We start from the raw sequence: 17038 nt of genomic DNA, 5'->3' as shown, positions 1-17038 counted from the left end.
TATGACAACCCAAGATTCGACGTTGCCCACCACACCCCGAAAAAATCTCGATATGCGCCGCTTTCTCGATGATTGGGTCATGTTGCTCGCAGCATTGGCGATTTTCCTGCTGTGCACCTTACTGATCGACAACTTTCTGTCACCGTTGAACATGCGGGGTTTGGGGTTGGCCATTTCCACCACCGGAATTGCCGCTTGCACCATGCTGTATTGCTTGGCCTCGGGGCATTTCGACCTGTCGGTGGGGTCGGTGATTGCCTGTGCCGGGGTGGTTGCTGCGGTGGTCATGCGTGACACCGACAGCGTATTTTTAGGCGTCAGCGCAGCCTTGGGCATGGGCCTGTTGGTGGGCCTGATCAACGGTATCGTCATCGCCAAACTGCGGGTCAATGCGTTAATCACTACCTTAGCCACCATGCAAATTGTGCGCGGCCTGGCGTATATCTTTGCCAATGGCAAAGCTGTAGGTGTTTCCCAGGAGTCGTTCTTCGTGTTTGGCAATGGTCAGTTGTTTGGCGTACCGGTGCCGATCCTGATCACCCTCGTGTGCTTTGTGTTTTTTGGCTGGCTGCTCAACCACACCACCTACGGTCGCAACACCATGGCCATTGGCGGTAATCAGGAAGCGGCGCTGTTGGCCGGAGTGAATGTCGACCGCACCAAAATCATCATCTTCGCCGTGCATGGACTGATTGGTGCGCTGGCCGGCGTGATTCTGGCGTCGCGCATGACCTCGGGGCAGCCGATGATTGGCCAGGGGTTTGAGCTGACCGTGATTTCGGCCTGTGTATTGGGCGGAGTGTCGCTGAGCGGTGGCGTCGGGATGATTCGGCATGTGATCGCCGGGGTGCTGATTTTGGCAATCATTGAAAACGCCATGAACCTGAAAAACATCGACACCTTCTACCAATACGTCATACGTGGCTCGATTCTGTTGCTCGCGGTGGTGATTGACCGGCTAAAGCAGCGATAACTAGCCTGGCAAAACTGGCGCGCAAACTGCATCACGCGACTATTCGCCGGTTTTCTGTCACCGGCCATCGGGAGAATGGGATGCGTGGTCTGTGTGTGTTGCTGGCTTTTTTGGCGCTGGGTGGCTGCATGAAGGTCAGCGATCTGGGGGAGGGCGCCCGCTATCAAATGAGCGATGCGGGCCTCCTTGATCACAGCAATACGCGGCGCAGCAACTCGCTGCGCATCCAGCCAGATTCCTTTATCTACATCGCCCAAGGGCCATTTGCGCCCATCGGCGACCCTTATGTGCGGCCTAACGTGGTGGCCGAAGAGGCGTTTAACGGGTTCGTTGAATATTTCCCTATGGTGCGCCGCGCCAAGGAGCCGGCGGGGCTTGATCAGGCCATGACCGACGCCCGTGGTTTTGGCGCACATTATTTGCTTTACACCCGTTTTGCGCGCGCTGACGACCGTATCAGCAACAGTGACGAATGGCTGGATCAGGAAGAAATCAGCCGCTTGGGCGTCGACAGCGGAGTGATTCAGGTGATGCTGATCGAAACCAGCACCCAATACTTGATCGATACGGCGACCATTCGCAGCCGGGGTGGCCTGCTGACCTTTCATGACACCAAGCCTGCAGACTTGATTGGCCCGCCGCTGGCGAAGTACGCACGCAGCTTGATAGGCTTGAGCGATGAATAAGTCGAGGAGAGCATCATGAGTGACCCGGTAGACGTCAGTGACCTGTTGGCGCAAATCCCTAAAGCCGACAAAGGACTACCGCCGGTTCATTTATGGAACACGGCCTTCTGCGGCAATATCGACATGCGCATCGCCCGCGATGGCACCTGGTATTACATGGGCACGCCCATTGGCCGTAAACCGATGGTCAAGCTGTTCTCGACCATCATTCGCCGTGATGGTGACGACTACTTTCTGATTACTCCCGCTGAAAAAGTCGGCATTGTCGTCGATGATGCACCCTTTGTTGCGCAAATTCTTGAGGTCGAAGGTGAGGGCGAGCAACAAGTGCTGCGCTTCATCACTAACGTTGACGAGCAGATCACTGCGAACAGCGAACACCCGCTGCGTGTTGTCATCGATCCGCAGACCCAAGCGCCGGCCCCTTATCTATTAGTGCGCCGCAATCTTGAAGCACTGATCCATCGCAACGTGTTCTACCAACTGATCGAACTGGCCGTTTCTCGCTCCATCGACGGGCAAAACTGGCTGGGTGTGTGGAGCAGCGGGCAGTTCTTCCCCATAGGCCCTGAGCCCATTTAAGACCCAACACCGGTAGCCGCTGCGAGGGCAGCGCTCGGCGGCAAAGCCGTCGTAAGTCCACCCGTGGGCACGTGTCACAAAATACGCGTTATTAATTCCCTATATATGGGACTGCAATTTATATATTGAGATTTTGCCTGCTCAAGGTTTATAGTCGCCCGCACTGAGACACAGCATTCACTGCTAAAAACAAAACAGGTGAAGCGATGCAGGCGCAATTGATTGCACTCGATTGGGGGACAACCTCCCTTCGTGCTTACTTACTCGGTCCCGCAGGGCAGGTGCTGAACACGCGCTCGCTGGACTACGGGATCATGCAACTGCCCGTCACACCGCGTCAGGTGGCTGGCCAGCAGTGCGCAGATGGTTTTGAACTGGCTTTCGACGAAGCCTGCGGCGACTGGCTGGACGCCCATCCCGGTATTCCCGTTATCGCGTGTGGCATGGTTGGCAGCGCCCAAGGCTGGCGCGAGGCCCCTTACCGCGAAACCCCTGCCAGCCTTCAAGCACTGAGCACCGCCCTACAGATCGTGCGCAGTGTGCGTGGGGTTGATGTGCATATCGTGCCCGGTGTCATCCAGCGTTCTACCTTGCCCAATGTTATGCGCGGCGAAGAAACTCAAGTGCTGGGTGTGCTGCAAAGCCATCCGCTGATCAACGATTGTTTGATCGGCTTGCCTGGCAGCCATTCCAAATGGGTGCAAGTGCAAGACGGCTGCCTCGTGCACTTCGATACCTTCATGACCGGCGAACTTTACGCCGCCGCCTGTGACCACACTATTTTGGGCCGTACCCAGCAACGCGACGGTTCGTTTGATCAATGCGCTTTCGAGCGCGGGGTAGGGGTAGCATCGTCTACCGATGGTTTGCTCGGACCGCTGTCAACCTTGTTTAGCGCCCGCACATTGGGCCTGACAGGGCAATTGAGCGCCACGGCGCAACCTGACTATGTGTCGGGTTTGTTGATTGGCCATGAGCTGTGCGCTTTGGGCAATGCGTTGCATCACCGACGTGGCGAGCAGGCAATGCCCGCGGTCATTCTTATTGGCAATTCCCAACTCTGTGAACGCTACCAACTGGCGCTGGCCGCCTGTGGGTTTGGCGACGTGCGTCTGGCTGAACAGGCTACCGAACAGGGTTTATGGCACCTGGCTCACGCCGCCGGGTTAGTGCGACACAACACTCTGGAGGGCTGACATGCTCAAGCAAGCATTGGCAAAAAACGGGTTGATCGCGATTCTTCGCGGGCTGCATCCGCAAGAGGCGCAGGCCATCGGCAAAGTGCTGTACGACGAGGGCTTTCGTACCCTTGAAGTGCCACTCAACTCCCCGCAGCCTTACGACAGTATTCGCATTTTGCGCGACAGCCTGCCTGCTGACTGTCTGGTGGGTGCGGGTACGGTGCTGACGCCCGAGCAGGTCGAACAGGTCAAGGCGGCGGGCGGTCAAGTGATTGTGATGCCCCACAGCGACCCCAAGGTATTGCGCGCGGCCAAGACGGCTGGCCTGTACCTGGCGCCCGGTGTTGCCACCCCTACCGAAGCGTTTGCCGCCCTGGCCGAAGGGGCTGATGTACTGAAAATGTTCCCGGCCGAGCAAATGGGGGCAGCGGTGGTCAAGGCCTGGCTGGCCGTATTGCCCGCCGGAACCCTGTTGATCCCGGTCGGCGGAATCACCCCTGACAACATGCAGGTGTTTCTGGACGCCGGCGTTGCTGGTTTTGGACTGGGTTCGGGTCTATTCAAACCTGGCCTGACGCCACAAGAAGTGGCCGTACGGGCCAAGGCGTATATGAACGCCTGGAATACGCAGCGTTACGCTGATTGACCGGCGCTGCGGCGTCCCATCGAATAAGAGAGACAACACGATGAAAATTACCAAACTCACAACGTATCTGGTTCCGCCGCGCTGGTTGTTCCTCAAGGTTGAAACCGACGAAGGCGTTACCGGGTGGGGCGAGCCTGTGGTTGAAGGGCGTGCCCACACCGTGGCGGCCGCGGTAGAGGAACTGTCCGACTACTTGATCGGCAAAGACCCGCGCAATATCGAAGACATCTGGACAGTGCTCTACCGCGGCGGTTTTTACCGGGGTGGCGCGGTGCACATGAGCGCGCTGGCTGGTATCGACCAGGCCTTGTGGGACATCAAAGGCAAGGCGCTGGGCGTGTCGGTCAGCGACCTGTTGGGCGGGCAAGTGCGCGACAAGATCCGTGTGTATTCGTGGATCGGTGGTGACCGCCCGGCGGACACCGCCAAAGCCGCTAAAGAAGCCGTTAGTCGTGGTTTTACCGCGATCAAAATGAACGGCACCGAAGAACTGCAATTTGTCGACAGCTTCGACAAAGTCGATCTGGCGCTGGCCAACGTCGCTGCTGTTCGTGATGCGGTCGGGCCGAATGTGGGCATTGGTGTGGACTTCCATGGTCGGGTGCACAAGCCGATGGCCAAGGTGCTGATGAAAGAGCTGGACCCGTACAAGCTGATGTTTATCGAAGAGCCGGTGCTCAGCGAAAACTACGAAGCGCTCAAAGAGCTGGCGCCGTTGACCAGTACCCCGATTGCTCTGGGCGAACGCTTGTTCTCGCGCTGGGACTTCAAGCGCGTGCTCAGCGAAGGCTATGTCGACATTATTCAGCCGGATGCTTCCCATGCGGGTGGCATCACCGAAACCCGCAAGATCGCCAACATGGCCGAAGCCTATGACGTAGCGCTGGCATTGCATTGCCCATTGGGTCCGATTGCATTGGCCGCTTGCTTGCAGCTGGACGCGGTGTGCTACAACGCCTTTATTCAGGAACAGAGCCTGGGCATCCACTACAACGAAAGTAACGACCTGCTGGATTACATCAAGGATCCGTCGGTATTCGACTACGACAAAGGCTTCGTCAAAATCCCTAACGGCCCGGGTTTGGGAATTGAGATCAATGAAGAATACGTACGCGAGCGTGCACTCATAGGGCACCGCTGGCGCAACCCGATCTGGCGCCATGCTGACGGCAGCTTCGCCGAGTGGTGAGTCCACTCCGACCACTGTAGCCGCTGCCCAAGGCTGCGTCCGGCGACGAAGTCGTCGTAAATTCAGGTAATGAGATCGTCCAGATGAATCAGGATCTCAGGGTTTACGACCGCTTCGCAGTCGGACGTCGCCTTCGGCAACTGCTACGGATTTAGCGACCTCAATAACCATAAAAACGAGGCACACCCCATGACTATCACTGTCGCGCAAGCGTCTATGGTGACGCCTAGCCGTAAGCGTTTTTTCATCATGGTCCTGTTGTTTATCACCGTGGTGATCAACTATCTGGACCGCAGTAACTTATCGATTGCCGCCCCTGCGCTGACCAGCGATCTGGGCATCGACCCTATCCATGTCGGTCTGATCTTCTCCGCGTTCGGCTGGACGTACGCCGCTATGCAAATCCCCGGTGGCTGGCTGGTAGACCGCGTGCCGCCACGCATTTTGTACAGCGTAGCGTTGCTGCTGTGGTCGATCGCGACCGTCATGCTCGGCTTTGCTGCCAGCTTTATTGCCCTGTTTGTCCTGCGCATGGCGGTCGGTGCCCTCGAAGCTCCGGCGTACCCGATCAATAGTCGTGTGGTGACCACCTGGTTTCCTGAACGCGAACGCGCCACCGCAATTGGCTTTTACACTTCCGGACAATTTGTCGGTCTGGCATTTCTGACCCCGGTACTGGCATGGCTGCAACATCAGTGGGGCTGGCACATGGTGTTCGTCTGCACCGGTGCGGTGGGCATTATCTGGGCGGGCATCTGGTATGCGGTCTACCGCGAGCCGCGAGACTTCAAGGGCGCCAATGATGCCGAAATCGACTTGATCATCGAAGGTGGCGGACTGGTGGATATCCAGTCGCAAACAGCCAAGCGCAAAGCACCGTTCAGTTGGGCGGACTTGGGCATCGTGCTTACCAAGCGCAAGCTGTGGGGTATCTACCTCGGGCAGTTTTGCCTGAACTCTACCTTATGGTTCTTCCTGACCTGGTTCCCTACCTACCTGGTCAAATACCGCGGCATGGACTTCATCAAGTCCGGTTTGCTCGCTTCGTTGCCGTTTCTGGCTGCGTTTGTCGGGGTGCTGTGCTCGGGGTTCTTCTCCGACTGGTTGATCCGTCGCGGCTACACGGTGGGCTTCGCCCGCAAACTGCCGATTATTGGCGGCTTGCTGATATCGACCACTATCATCGGTGCGAATTTTGTTGAGTCTACGCCGTGGGTGATAGCGTTTCTGGCCCTTGCGTTTTTCGGCAACGGCCTGGCGTCGATCACCTGGTCGCTGGTATCCACCTTGGCCCCGGCTCGGTTGTTGGGCCTGACCGGCGGTGTGTTCAACTTCATCGGCAACCTGTCGGCGATTGCCACGCCTATCGTGATCGGCTTTTTGGCAAGCGGAGACTCTTTCGCCCCGGCCATCACCTACATTTCGGTATTGGCGCTGCTGGGTGCGTTGTCTTATATCTTGCTGGTGGGCAAAGTCGAGCGGATCGAACTCTAGGGTCTGTTCCCGTTTCATTGCAAGCCGCGTCGCTGGGTCAAATTTAGACAGGCAAGGCGCAGAGCGAAGGGAATGGTTGTTCCCTTCCCAAGCTCTGCAACACAGCCTGGCTAAATTTGACACGCGACCCGAAGGGACGAAAGCCCACGTGGCGCAGGGTGGCGTTGCTCGAAGCTTATTGGGAATAACCAAACCACGCTTCTCGCGCCTTGCCCTGCACCACGTGGGCTTTCGTCGCGGCTGCCATGAAACGGGAACAGACCCTAGCCGCGCGTCAACCGGGCGACCATAATGCCGCCCGGTATTCCCTCCAATCCAAAGGCTGGCTATGCAGGACGACACCCCGAAAATTGCACCGACCGGCACCCAAACCTTACTGCGCGGCCTGGCGGTCGTTCAGGCCGTGGCCAATGGTGCGCGTGACCTCAAGGACATCGCCCGGGCGATTGGTACCACCCGCAGCACCACGCACCGTCTGGCCAGTTGCCTGGTAGACGAACGCTACCTGCGGGTATTGCCGCAGGTGGGTTACTTGCTGGGGCCGAAGTTGATCGAGCTGGGTTTTCAGGCGCGCGAAGAAGTGCCGCTGGTGACATTGGCCGGGCCGTTTCTGGATGAGTTGTCGGTATTGACCGGCGATACCGTTCACCTGGCCGTGCGCGAAGGTGATGAAGTGTTGTACCTGCACAAAATTCCGGGGCGCAATGGCCCGGAAATGCGATCGCGTGTGGGGCATCGCATGCCGCTGGCGCGCACAGGAATTGGCAAAGCAATGTTGCTGGATGCGCCGTTGGGCGAGTGGCGACGTTTGTATGACGCTTGCCATCCGGCGGCAGAGAAAAACCCGTTATGGCCCAACCATGAGGAAGTGACGTGGGAGCAGTTTGAACAACGCATGCGCAGCTATGTTGCCGGCGGCTATGCGTTCGATCTGGAAGACAACGAACCATCGATTCGTTGTGTTGCGGCGCCGATAAGGGATGCCAGTCGCAAGATCGTTGCGGCCATCAGCATCGCCAGTACCGTGCCTTACATGTCTCTGGAAAAAATGACCGGCTTGATTCCTGTCATCACACATGCGGCGCAGCAGATATCGGCGGAGCTGGGCGGGTAAAGCCCTCACCCCAGCCCTCTCCCAGAGGGAGAGGGGGCCGATTTGTATGGGTTTTGGTACCGGATTCAGCGAGAAAAGCTGAATATACGCCGCTCAATAGGTCCCCCCAATCAGTCCGCTCTCCCTTTGACAGGGAGAGGGGGGCGATTTGTATGGGTTTCGGTACCGGATTCAGGGAGAAAAGCTGAGTAGACGCCGCTCAACAGTCCCCCCAATCAGTCCGCTCTCCCTTTGGCAGGGAGAGGGGGCCTATTTGTATGGGTTTCGGTACCGGATTCAGGGAGAAAAGCTGAGTAGACGCCGCTCAACAGGCCCCTTAATCAGTCCGCTCTCCCTTTGGCAGGGAGAGGGGGCCGATTTGTATGGGTTTGGTACCGGATTCAGCGAGAAAAGCTGAGTAGACGCCGCTCAACAGGCCCCCCAATCAGTCCGCTCTCCCTTTGGCAGGGAGAGGGTGTCGATTTGTATGGGGTTTGGTACCGGATTCAGCGAGAAAAGCTAAGTAGACGCCGCTCAACAGGCCCCCCCAATCAGTCCGCTCTCTCTTTGGCAGGGAGAGGGGGCCGATTTGTATGGGTTTCGGTACCGGATTCAGCGAGAAAAGCTGAGTAGACGCCGCTCAATAGTTCCCCCCAATCAGTCCCCTCTCCCTCTGGGAGAGGGCTAGGGTGAGGGGCTTTTGACGTTTAAGCCTTCAACGTTTTCATGTCGATCACAAAACGGTATTTCACGTCGCCTTTAACCACGCGCTCAAAGGCTTCGTTGATGTTTTTGATATCGAGCATTTCGATGTCGCAGGTAATCCCGTGTTCAGCGCTGAAATCGAGCATTTCCTGAGTTTCAGCGATACCGCCAATCAGCGAGCCAGCCAATACGCGGCGTTTGAACACCAGATTAAAGGCATTCAGTGCCGGCTCAACAGGTTCGATCAGGCCGACCAGAATGTGGACGCCGTCAAACGCCAAGGTTTCGAGGTAGGGGTTCAGGTCGTGCGGCACCGGAATGGTGTCCAGCAGGAAGTTGAAGGTGCCCGCTGCGGCTTTCATCTGCTCGGCATCGGTGGACACGATCACGTGATCGGCACCTTGGCGACGAGCTTCTTCGGCCTTGGCTGCAGAGCGGGTGAACAGGGTGACTTCAGCGCCCAGAGCCTTGGCAAACTTGATGCCCATGTGGCCCAGGCCGCCCATGCCCAGAATCCCGACTTTGTCGCCCGGCTCTACACCATAGTGACGCAGCGGCGAATACGTAGTGATACCTGCACACAGCAAAGGTGCAGCGCTGGCTGGGTCGAGGTTGTCCGGGATGCTCAGCACAAAATGTTCGCTAACAACCATTTTGTCGGAGTAGCCACCCATGGTCAGGGTGCCGTCAATACGATCAGGGCTGGCGTAGGTTTGGGTCATGCCTTCCAGGCAGTATTGCTCCAGGTCTTCCTGGCAAGCAGAGCAGGTACGGCATGAATCGACCATGCAGCCTACGCCAACCAGATCGCCGACCTTGTGCTTGGTGACCTTGTCGCCGATTGCAGTCACTTTGCCGATGATTTCATGGCCGGGCATCAGCGGGTAAGTGGCGAAGCCCCAGTCATTACGAGCCTGGTGAATGTCGGAGTGGCAAACGCCGCAGTACAGAACGTCAAGGGCAACGTCGTCCGGGCGCAGGGCGCGGCGGTTGAATTGCATAGGTGCCAACGGAGCCTTGGCGCTCTGAGCGGCATAACCGATTGCGTTGTAGGTGGACATGAAGAACCTCTCGAAACGTTGACTGTGAACAGGGGGGGATTTTGCGCTTCTGTGCCTGACAGGACTATGACGATTCCTACGCGTGTTATGCCTATTACTCCGGAGTCTCGGCTCAGATATGGCGTTGGCCGGTAATTCTGCGAAGATGCGTCTGTCTATTCCTCCTGCGAAGTTGTTTCCATGTTTCTGACGCGTCACCGAGATGAGAACGCCGCGCTAGTTTCGCTGATCCGGCCTTTGGCGTTAAAAACCGGCTTTGTTTCGACTTTATTGCCTGAAGTACGGGTGGTATCGGCGTGCAACGCCGTGGCGCGCATGCCGCAGATCTATGAGCCTAGCCTAATGGTCATCGCACAAGGCAGTAAGTTGGCTTATTTAGGCCAGCGGACGCTGGAGTACGGCGCTGGACATTATTTGGTGCAGGCACTTTCTGTCCCTTTTGAGTGTGAGACCTTCGCTTCTGCCGAGGTGCCGCTGCTGGGTGTGGCGATCAGCATTGACCGGGCCGTGCTCGGTGAGCTGGTGCTGGCGATGGGGCTGGATCCGGATCGCAGTGCCGTGGCGCAAACGCCGGAGTCGATGACTTCGGCGGAGCTGGATGACGAGATGCGTGACGCGGTAGAGAGGTTGTTGCGCTGTCTGCATGATCCCGTGGAGTGCCGGATCATGGGTAAGGCACGTTTGCGTGAAGTCTTGTTCGCGGCATTGCGTGGGCCGCAGGCCGGAGTATTGCGGGCATTGGTTGAGCAACAAGGGCAATTTGCCAGAGTCGCGGCGTCATTGAGCCATTTGCATGAGCATTTTGCCGAGCCCTTGAATGTCGACACACTGGCGCGTTGCGCCAATATGAGCGCCTCCACGTTTCATGAGCATTTCAAGCGCAGTACCTTATTGTCGCCGGTGCAGTACCTGAAACGACTGCGCCTGTTGCGGGCACAGCAGCTGCTGTTGAATGAGCGTTTGGGCGTGGCGCAAGTGGCCGAACGAGTGGGTTATCAAAGTGCCTCGCAATTCAGTCGCGAGTACAAACGCTACTTTGAACGTAGCCCTGGCCATGAAGGGGTGGGGTGCTGAAGAGCATTTTGTAGCCGCTGCCAAAGGCTGCGTTCGGCGGCGTAGCCGTCGTAATTCAGAGATCGCAGCGCATCTGTTAGAGCGCGAGCTCAGGTTTACGAACGCTTCGCCATCGCACGCAGCCTGCGGCAGCGGCTACAGGATGAGTACCAGGCGCCATAAAAAAGGCTCCTTCGCAGGAGCCTTTTAGCTTACATATTTGGATACGTCGGGCCGCCGGCACCTTCCGGGGTCACCCAGGTGATGTTCTGTGACGGGTCTTTAATGTCGCAGGTTTTGCAGTGTACGCAGTTTTGCGCATTGATCTGGAAGCGCTTCTCACCGCTTTCCTGAGTGATGACCTCATACACACCTGCCGGGCAGTAACGCTGTGCTGGCTCATCATAAAGCGGCAAGTTGACGCTGATCGGAATGCTTGGGTCGCGCAGCTTAAGATGGCACGGCTGCTCTTCTTCATGGTTGGTGCTGGACAGGAAAACCGAGCTGAGTTTGTCGAAACTGATTTTGCCGTCCGGTTTCGGGTAGTCGATCTTCTGGCAGTCTTTGGCCAGCTTCAGGCAGGCGTAGTCAGGTTTGGTGTCATGCAGAGTGAAAGGCAGTTTGCCGCCGAACAGGTTCTGATCCATCCAGTTGAAGCCTGCACCCATGATCGGGCCGAACTTGTGCATGGCCGGGCCGAAGTTACGGCTGGCAAACAGTTCTTCATACAGCCAGCTGGCTTTAAACCCTTCAACATACGAGGTGAGGGTGTCGCCGCCTTCACTGTCTGTGAGCAACGCGTCAGCCACGGCTTCAGCGGCGAGCATGCCGGACTTCATGGCGGTGTGGCTGCCTTTGATTTTGGCCACGTTCATGGTGCCCAGATCGCAACCGATCAACGCGCCGCCGTTGAAGACCATTTTTGGCAGCGAGTTCAGGCCGCCTTTGGCCAGTGCGCGAGCCCCGTAGCTGATGCGTTTGCCACCTTCAAGGTATTGCTTGAGCACCGGGTGATGCTTAAGGCGCTGGAACTCATCGAAGGGCGACAGGAAGGTGTTGCTGTAAGACAGATCGACGATCAGACCAACAACGACCTGATTGTTCTCCAGGTGATACAAGAAGGAGCCGCCCGTGTTCTCTTTGCTGACAATGTCCAGCGGCCAGCCTGCGGTGTGAACCACCAGACCCGGCTGATGCTTGGCCGGGTCGATCTCCCAGATTTCTTTCAGGCCGATGCCGTAGTGCTGGACATCGGCATCGCTGTCGAGGTTGAAGCGCTCGATCAGTTGCTTGCCCAAGTGGCCGCGGCAGCCTTCAGCGAACAAGGTGTACTTGCCGCGCAGTTCCATGCCGGGTGTATACAGGCCTTCTTTAGGGTTGCCCTCACGGTCAATGCCCAGATCGCCGGTGATGATCCCGCGAACCACATTGTTTTCGTCAAACAGCACTTCTTGTGCGGCGAAGCCTGGGTAAACCTCTACGCCCAGGTTTTCAGCTTGCTGTGCCAGCCAGCGGCACAGGTTACCCAGCGAAATGATGTAGTTGCCTTCGTTGTGCATGGTTTTCGGCACAAACAGGTCAGGCACCTTGGTGGCAGTGCTGTCGCTGCGCAGTACATAAATATCGTCGCGGGTGACCGGTGTGTGGAGCGGAGCGCCCAGTTCTTTCCAGTCCGGGAACAATTCGTTCAGGGCGCGGGGTTCAAACACCGCGCCCGACAAAATATGAGCACCGACTTCAGAGCCTTTTTCTACCACGCAGACGCTGATTTCTTTACCGGCTTCGGCGGCCTTCTGCTTCAAACGGCAGGCGGCGGACAAACCGGCAGGGCCGGCGCCGACGATGACCACGTCGAATTCCATGTATTCGCGTTCCACAGGTTCTCTCCTACTCAAGGCTCAACGGTATTTTTCTAATTGGAGGTTTGGCGTTTCATCCATTATTCCTTCGGCCCGAAGCTAAAGACTCAATGGATGAGGCGCCGCTCTCTCTATGGGGCGGGCATTATATCTACACCACTAACAGCGTCCAATACAAACGTTTGTTTGAATTGGCTGTAAGCCAGACAAATCAAAGATGCGCGGCTTAAAACTGGCCGATTTGCTGTATTGACCGCAAATGGCGTTCCGGTCAAGATACGGGCGGTTTTGCGCTCGCCGTAGGCTGATTGTCGGTTTCAAGAGCACCTCTAAAGACAGGGCATGGGCTCAACTCAGTAGGAGCCTGCCATTCTTCGAGCGGAGTTTACACGTCCTTTTGGTGTATGACTTGTAGTCGCACCTGACAGACGGTCGCATGTGAAGCCTTTGGCGCTCGTCATTCTTTCTATTAAGAACGGCACGGCAACGATCTTTGGAGGTGCCCTTGTGCCACTGTGCATCAACCGCCAGGTTCGCCTAGGCGACTTTCTTTTCACCGGAGAGTAACGAGGAATCCATGAAGGTTCTTGTAGCTGTCAAACGAGTGGTCGATTACAACGTTAAAGTGCGCGTCAAAGCGGACAACTCCGGCGTTGACCTCGCCAACGTCAAGATGTCGATGAACCCCTTCTGCGAAATCGCCGTGGAAGAAGCCGTACGCCTGAAAGAGAAGGGTGTTGCGACTGAAATCGTCGTCGTCTCCATCGGCCCGACCACCGCTCAAGAGCAGCTGCGTACCGCGCTGGCTCTGGGTGCCGATCGCGCCATTCTTGTTGAGTCCGCCGAAGACCTGACGTCGCTGGCCGTGGCCAAGCTGCTCAAGGCGGTAGTGGACAAGGAACAGCCTCAACTGGTGATCCTGGGCAAACAGGCCATCGACAGCGACAACAACCAGACTGGCCAAATGCTGGCTGCGCTGACCGGCTATGGTCAGGGCACCTTTGCTTCGAAAGTTGAAGTGGCAGGCGACAAGGTTGCTGTTACCCGTGAAATCGACGGCGGCGCACAAACCGTTTCGTTGAGCTTGCCGGCCATCATCACCACCGACCTGCGTTTGAACGAGCCGCGTTATGCGTCCCTGCCAAACATCATGAAAGCCAAGAAAAAGCCGCTTGAAGTGCTGACGCCTGAAGCGTTGGGTGTTTCGACGGCGTCGACCAACAAAACCTTGAAAGTCGAAGCGCCAGCAGCACGCAGCGCAGGCATCAAGGTCAAGTCGGTGGCTGAACTGGTCGAGAAACTGAAAAACGAAGCGAAGGTAATCTAATCATGACTATCTTGGTAATCGCAGAACACGACGGTAAAACGCTGGCTCCGGCTACGCTGAACACCGTAGCCGCCGCTGCCAAAATCGGTGGCGACATCAACGTTCTGGTCGCAGGCCAGGGCATTGGCGCTGTGGCTGAAGCGGCCGCGAAAATCGCTGGCGTGGCTAAAGTGCTGGTGGCTGATAACGCCGCTTACGCACATCAACTGCCAGAAAACATTGCCCCACTGGTCGCTGAGCTGGGTAAGGGCTACAGCCACATTCTGGCTGCCGCTACCTCGAACGGCAAAAACATCCTGCCGCGCGTTGCTGCCCAGCTGGACGTTGATCAGATCTCCGAAATCATTTCGGTCGTCAGCGCTGACACCTTCACCCGCCCAATCTATGCCGGTAACGCCATTGCTACCGTGCAGTCGACTGCGCCGGTCAAAGTGATCACCGTGCGTGCCACCGGTTTCGACCCGGTTGCCGCTGAAGGTGGCTCGGCTGCCGTTGAAGCGGTTGCAGCGGTTCACGATGCAGGCACTTCGTCGTTCGTTGGTGAAGAGCTGGCCAAGTCGGACCGTCCTGAGCTGACTGCTGCCAAAATCGTCGTGTCTGGCGGTCGTGGCATGCAGAACGGTGACAACTTCAAGCACCTGTATGCGCTGGCTGACAAGCTGGGCGCTGCCGTGGGCGCTTCTCGTGCCGCCGTGGACGCAGGCTTTGTACCCAACGATATGCAGGTCGGTCAGACCGGCAAAATCGTTGCGCCACAGCTGTACATCGCGGTCGGTATCTCCGGCGCGATTCAACACTTGGCGGGTATGAAAGACTCCAAAGTGATCGTCGCGATCAACAAGGACGAAGAAGCCCCGATCTTCCAGGTGGCCGATTATGGTCTGGTAGCGGACTTGTTCGAAGCCGTACCTGAGCTGGAGAAACTGGTCTAATCCAGTTGCTTCACTTATAAAGAGCCCGGTCGTTTGGGCTGTGGGAAAAACGCAACACTCTGTGTTTGCGTATTTCTTGCGGCTTGAGCGACCGGGCTTTTTTATGCCTATGAATTAAGTATGCGGAGTGCAGGGTTATGGATGTGCGTCAGATAAGCAGGCTGCTGTTGGGGTTGGTGTTCTTGCCACTCCTGTCCCAAGCTGCGGGCAAGTGCGAACGCCTTGTTGTTACGGGCAGCCCGGATGCACCGCCTTATTTGTGGCGAGATCCTGCTGATCCTGCGCACTTGATCGGAGCCAGCGCGGATCTTTTTCAACAGGTGGCTCAGGAGCTGGGAATTAAAGTTGACGTCCTCTACGCAGGCAAGCGTTCACAGGCACTGGCCGAAGTTCAATCCGGGCGAATGGACGTGTTGCTGGATGCTCCATTGACAGTGGCAGGGCTTTCGTCGCTGGACTACATCCATCCGCCGCTGGTGCGCAATGATTATCTGGTCTGGACCCGTAAAGACTCGTCGTTAACCTATGAAACCCCAGCCGATTTGCACGGGCATTTGGGTGCGCTGTCTGAAAAAGCGCGTATGACTGAAGCCTTCGACGCTTTTGCCCAGCACCAACTAACCCTGGAGCGACAGCCAGGGTTGCCGCAGGCGATTCAGAAATTGCTACTGGGTCAGGTCGAATATGTACTGGCGGGTCGTTATGCGGGCATCGCTACCTTGCAAACCCTTGGTTTAGCGGAAGATCTTGTGGCGCACTCACAACCGATTGACCAGCCAGGCCTGTTTTTGGCGATCTCCCATGACTCGGCTTGCAACGAGCCGTGGCTGCGCGGACAGCTCGCCAAAAAGATGACAGAATTGCCCGCCTCCGGCATGGCCGAGGCGGCTTTGCAACGCAATCTGGAACGTTGGAAATCGCAGTTGCAGCAACCTTCAGCGTCCCAAAACAGTAGGAATCCTTAGTGACAATTCGACCTCTTTTCGCTGCCTTGGCTGTTATGGCTCTGGCGGGTTGCGCAAATGATCCAGCGCCGAATGAACAATTGCGTTTGACTGAACAGGCCCTTGAACAAGCCAGAGCGGTAGGCGCCAGTGCTGACACGGTGGCTGAGCTCAAGCAAGCCGAAGATAAGTTGGCTCAGGCTCAGGCCGATATGGCTGAAGCTTCCTACAAAGACGCTCGTATGCAGGCTGAACAGGCCGAGCTGGATGCACGCTTGGCAGAAGCCCGCGTACTGACCCAAAAAAGCCAGGAACAATTGAACGTGCTCAATACCCGAATTACTCGCTTGCGCAAGCAGCTGGCGGAGGCGCAATGAACCTTGCGTCTGGTGTTTTCAGTGGTGTCTTGATCGTGGCTTGCGCTGGCCTGGCGGGTTGCGCCACGCACCCTGACAGTGAGCAGGCTTTGCAGCAGGCCAGCAGCGAGTTTCAGGCCGTCAAGGAAGACAGTAATGTGCTGCGCATCGCGCCTAAAGACGTCATCCGGGCTGGGGAATCACTTGCTCGCGCGGATCGCCTGTCCTCGTTCTGGGGCAGTGGTAACGACGTGGTGCATTACGCGTATCTGAGTCAGCGATACAGTGACATTGCTCGCGAACACACTCAGCAAGTGCTTAATCAGGAGCGGGCAGCCAAGCTCGAGCTGGAGCGCCAACGCCTGCAACTGGCTCTGCGTGAGGCCAAGCTACTGAGTGTCCAGCAGCAGGGTCTCTGGCTCGAAGAGCAAATTATCAATCTGGCAACAACTCAGACAGATCGCGGCTTGGTGATGACGTTGGGCGATGTGCTGTTTGATACCGGTGCCGCCGAATTGAAAAATTCAGCGAACCGTACAGTGCTCAAACTGGTGCAGTTCCTGCAATTGAACCCCAAGCGTGTTGTACGCATTGAAGGCTACACCGACAGCACGGGGGGGCAGGAGGATAACGTCAAACTTTCTCTGGCTCGCGCGCAAGCAGTGGCGGATATGCTGGTAGACCTTGGGATTGATGAAAAACGCATTCAAGTTGAGGGTTACGGTGATCAGTACCCTGTGGACGTGAATGCGACCGAGCGAGGCCGTGCACAGAATCGTCGGGTCGAAATCGTATTTTCTGACGAAAAAGGCCAGTTGGGCGCTGTCCGTTAAGCATTTAGCCGATCATAAGGGCGGTGGTTACTGATGTTTGTACCCATACAGTTGCCCCCGCGTATGCACTGTACGGCTTAGATGAGTGACAACTGTGCCCGTACACTTCTAAACTGTTCCGGTA

At 56.9% G+C, this 17038-nt stretch carries 16 protein-coding genes; 14 read left to right on the top strand and 2 right to left on the bottom strand.

Annotated features, from left to right (window positions below):
• Nucleotide 1 precedes the first annotated feature (1 nt).
• The 8 genes from araH (at nucleotide 2) to EQV93_RS10855 (ending at nucleotide 7865) form a co-directional block, all read left to right on the top strand.
• Complete coding sequence (gene araH, locus EQV93_RS10890) at nucleotides 2–973, top strand: L-arabinose ABC transporter permease AraH (RefSeq protein WP_146383897.1); 972 nt, start codon at nucleotides 2–4, stop codon at nucleotides 971–973.
• An 80-nt stretch (nucleotides 974–1053) separates the two neighbouring features.
• Complete coding sequence (locus EQV93_RS10885) at nucleotides 1054–1659, top strand: DUF4823 domain-containing protein (protein ID WP_146426778.1); 606 nt, start codon at nucleotides 1054–1056, stop codon at nucleotides 1657–1659.
• 15 nt (nucleotides 1660–1674) lie between these two features.
• Nucleotides 1675–2241, top strand: a complete 567-nt coding sequence (locus EQV93_RS10880; RefSeq protein ID WP_122783967.1) for a DUF1285 domain-containing protein — start codon at nucleotides 1675–1677, stop codon at nucleotides 2239–2241.
• Between the two features lie 206 nt (nucleotides 2242–2447).
• Nucleotides 2448–3437: a 2-dehydro-3-deoxygalactonokinase gene (locus tag EQV93_RS10875; protein ID WP_240891546.1), complete on the top strand. Its 990-nt coding sequence runs from the start codon at nucleotides 2448–2450 to the stop codon at nucleotides 3435–3437.
• A gap of 1 nt (nucleotide 3438) precedes the next feature.
• Nucleotides 3439–4068 carry a 2-dehydro-3-deoxy-6-phosphogalactonate aldolase gene (locus tag EQV93_RS10870; protein ID WP_240891545.1) on the top strand — a complete coding sequence of 210 codons (630 nt, stop codon included), beginning with the start codon at nucleotides 3439–3441 and terminating at the stop codon, nucleotides 4066–4068.
• Nucleotides 4069–4108: 40 nt separating this feature from the next.
• A complete protein-coding gene (gene dgoD, locus EQV93_RS10865; RefSeq protein ID WP_122783970.1) occupies nucleotides 4109–5257 on the top strand; it encodes a galactonate dehydratase in 1149 nt (382 codons plus the stop codon).
• A gap of 189 nt (nucleotides 5258–5446) precedes the next feature.
• A complete protein-coding gene (locus EQV93_RS10860) occupies nucleotides 5447–6751 on the top strand; it encodes an MFS transporter (protein WP_122783971.1) in 1305 nt (434 codons plus the stop codon).
• A 328-nt stretch (nucleotides 6752–7079) separates the two neighbouring features.
• A complete protein-coding gene (locus EQV93_RS10855) occupies nucleotides 7080–7865 on the top strand; it encodes an IclR family transcriptional regulator (protein WP_122783972.1) in 786 nt (261 codons plus the stop codon).
• Nucleotides 7866–8551: 686 nt separating this feature from the next.
• Here EQV93_RS10855 and EQV93_RS10850 read toward each other — a convergent pair.
• Nucleotides 8552–9610, bottom strand: coding sequence for an NAD(P)-dependent alcohol dehydrogenase (locus EQV93_RS10850; RefSeq protein ID WP_146383891.1), 1059 nt, complete (start codon nucleotides 9608–9610; stop codon nucleotides 8552–8554).
• A gap of 180 nt (nucleotides 9611–9790) precedes the next feature.
• Between EQV93_RS10850 and EQV93_RS10845 the strand changes: the two genes are divergently transcribed.
• Nucleotides 9791–10684 (top strand): AraC family transcriptional regulator, encoded by an 894-nt coding sequence (locus EQV93_RS10845; protein ID WP_240891544.1) that lies wholly within the window; start codon nucleotides 9791–9793, stop codon nucleotides 10682–10684.
• Between the two features lie 191 nt (nucleotides 10685–10875).
• Here the strand turns inward: EQV93_RS10845 and EQV93_RS10840 are convergent, their stop codons facing one another.
• Nucleotides 10876–12540: an electron transfer flavoprotein-ubiquinone oxidoreductase gene (locus EQV93_RS10840; RefSeq protein WP_240891543.1), complete on the bottom strand. Its 1665-nt coding sequence runs from the start codon at nucleotides 12538–12540 to the stop codon at nucleotides 10876–10878.
• Nucleotides 12541–13099: 559 nt separating this feature from the next.
• Here EQV93_RS10840 and EQV93_RS10835 point away from each other — a divergent pair.
• The 5 genes from EQV93_RS10835 to EQV93_RS10815 all read left to right on the top strand — a co-directional run bounded on the left by EQV93_RS10835 (nucleotide 13100) and on the right by EQV93_RS10815 (nucleotide 16914).
• A complete protein-coding gene (locus EQV93_RS10835) occupies nucleotides 13100–13849 on the top strand; it encodes an electron transfer flavoprotein subunit beta/FixA family protein (RefSeq protein WP_146383889.1) in 750 nt (249 codons plus the stop codon).
• A gap of 2 nt (nucleotides 13850–13851) precedes the next feature.
• Nucleotides 13852–14781, top strand: coding sequence for an electron transfer flavoprotein subunit alpha/FixB family protein (locus tag EQV93_RS10830; RefSeq protein ID WP_122783977.1), 930 nt, complete (start codon nucleotides 13852–13854; stop codon nucleotides 14779–14781).
• A 137-nt stretch (nucleotides 14782–14918) separates the two neighbouring features.
• Nucleotides 14919–15746, top strand: a complete 828-nt coding sequence (locus EQV93_RS10825) for a substrate-binding periplasmic protein (protein ID WP_240891542.1) — start codon at nucleotides 14919–14921, stop codon at nucleotides 15744–15746.
• Nucleotides 15746–16102 carry a DUF4398 domain-containing protein gene (locus EQV93_RS10820; RefSeq protein WP_146383887.1) on the top strand — a complete coding sequence of 119 codons (357 nt, stop codon included), beginning with the start codon at nucleotides 15746–15748 and terminating at the stop codon, nucleotides 16100–16102. The genes EQV93_RS10825 and EQV93_RS10820 overlap by 1 nt, the downstream gene beginning before the upstream one ends.
• The gene (locus EQV93_RS10815) at nucleotides 16099–16914 is read left to right on the top strand and encodes an OmpA family protein (RefSeq protein ID WP_122783980.1); all 816 of its coding nucleotides are present in this window, start codon (nucleotides 16099–16101) and stop codon (nucleotides 16912–16914) included. The genes EQV93_RS10820 and EQV93_RS10815 overlap by 4 nt, the downstream gene beginning before the upstream one ends.
• Nucleotides 16915–17038: the final 124 nt, after the last annotated feature.

This window comes from Pseudomonas sp. TMW22091 (genome assembly GCF_022496705.1).
GTDB classification, from domain to species: domain Bacteria; phylum Pseudomonadota; class Gammaproteobacteria; order Pseudomonadales; family Pseudomonadaceae; genus Aquipseudomonas; species Aquipseudomonas saxonica.
The sequence above is the reverse complement of the archived record's forward strand: the minus strand, read 5'-3'. Positions and strand labels throughout refer to the sequence as shown.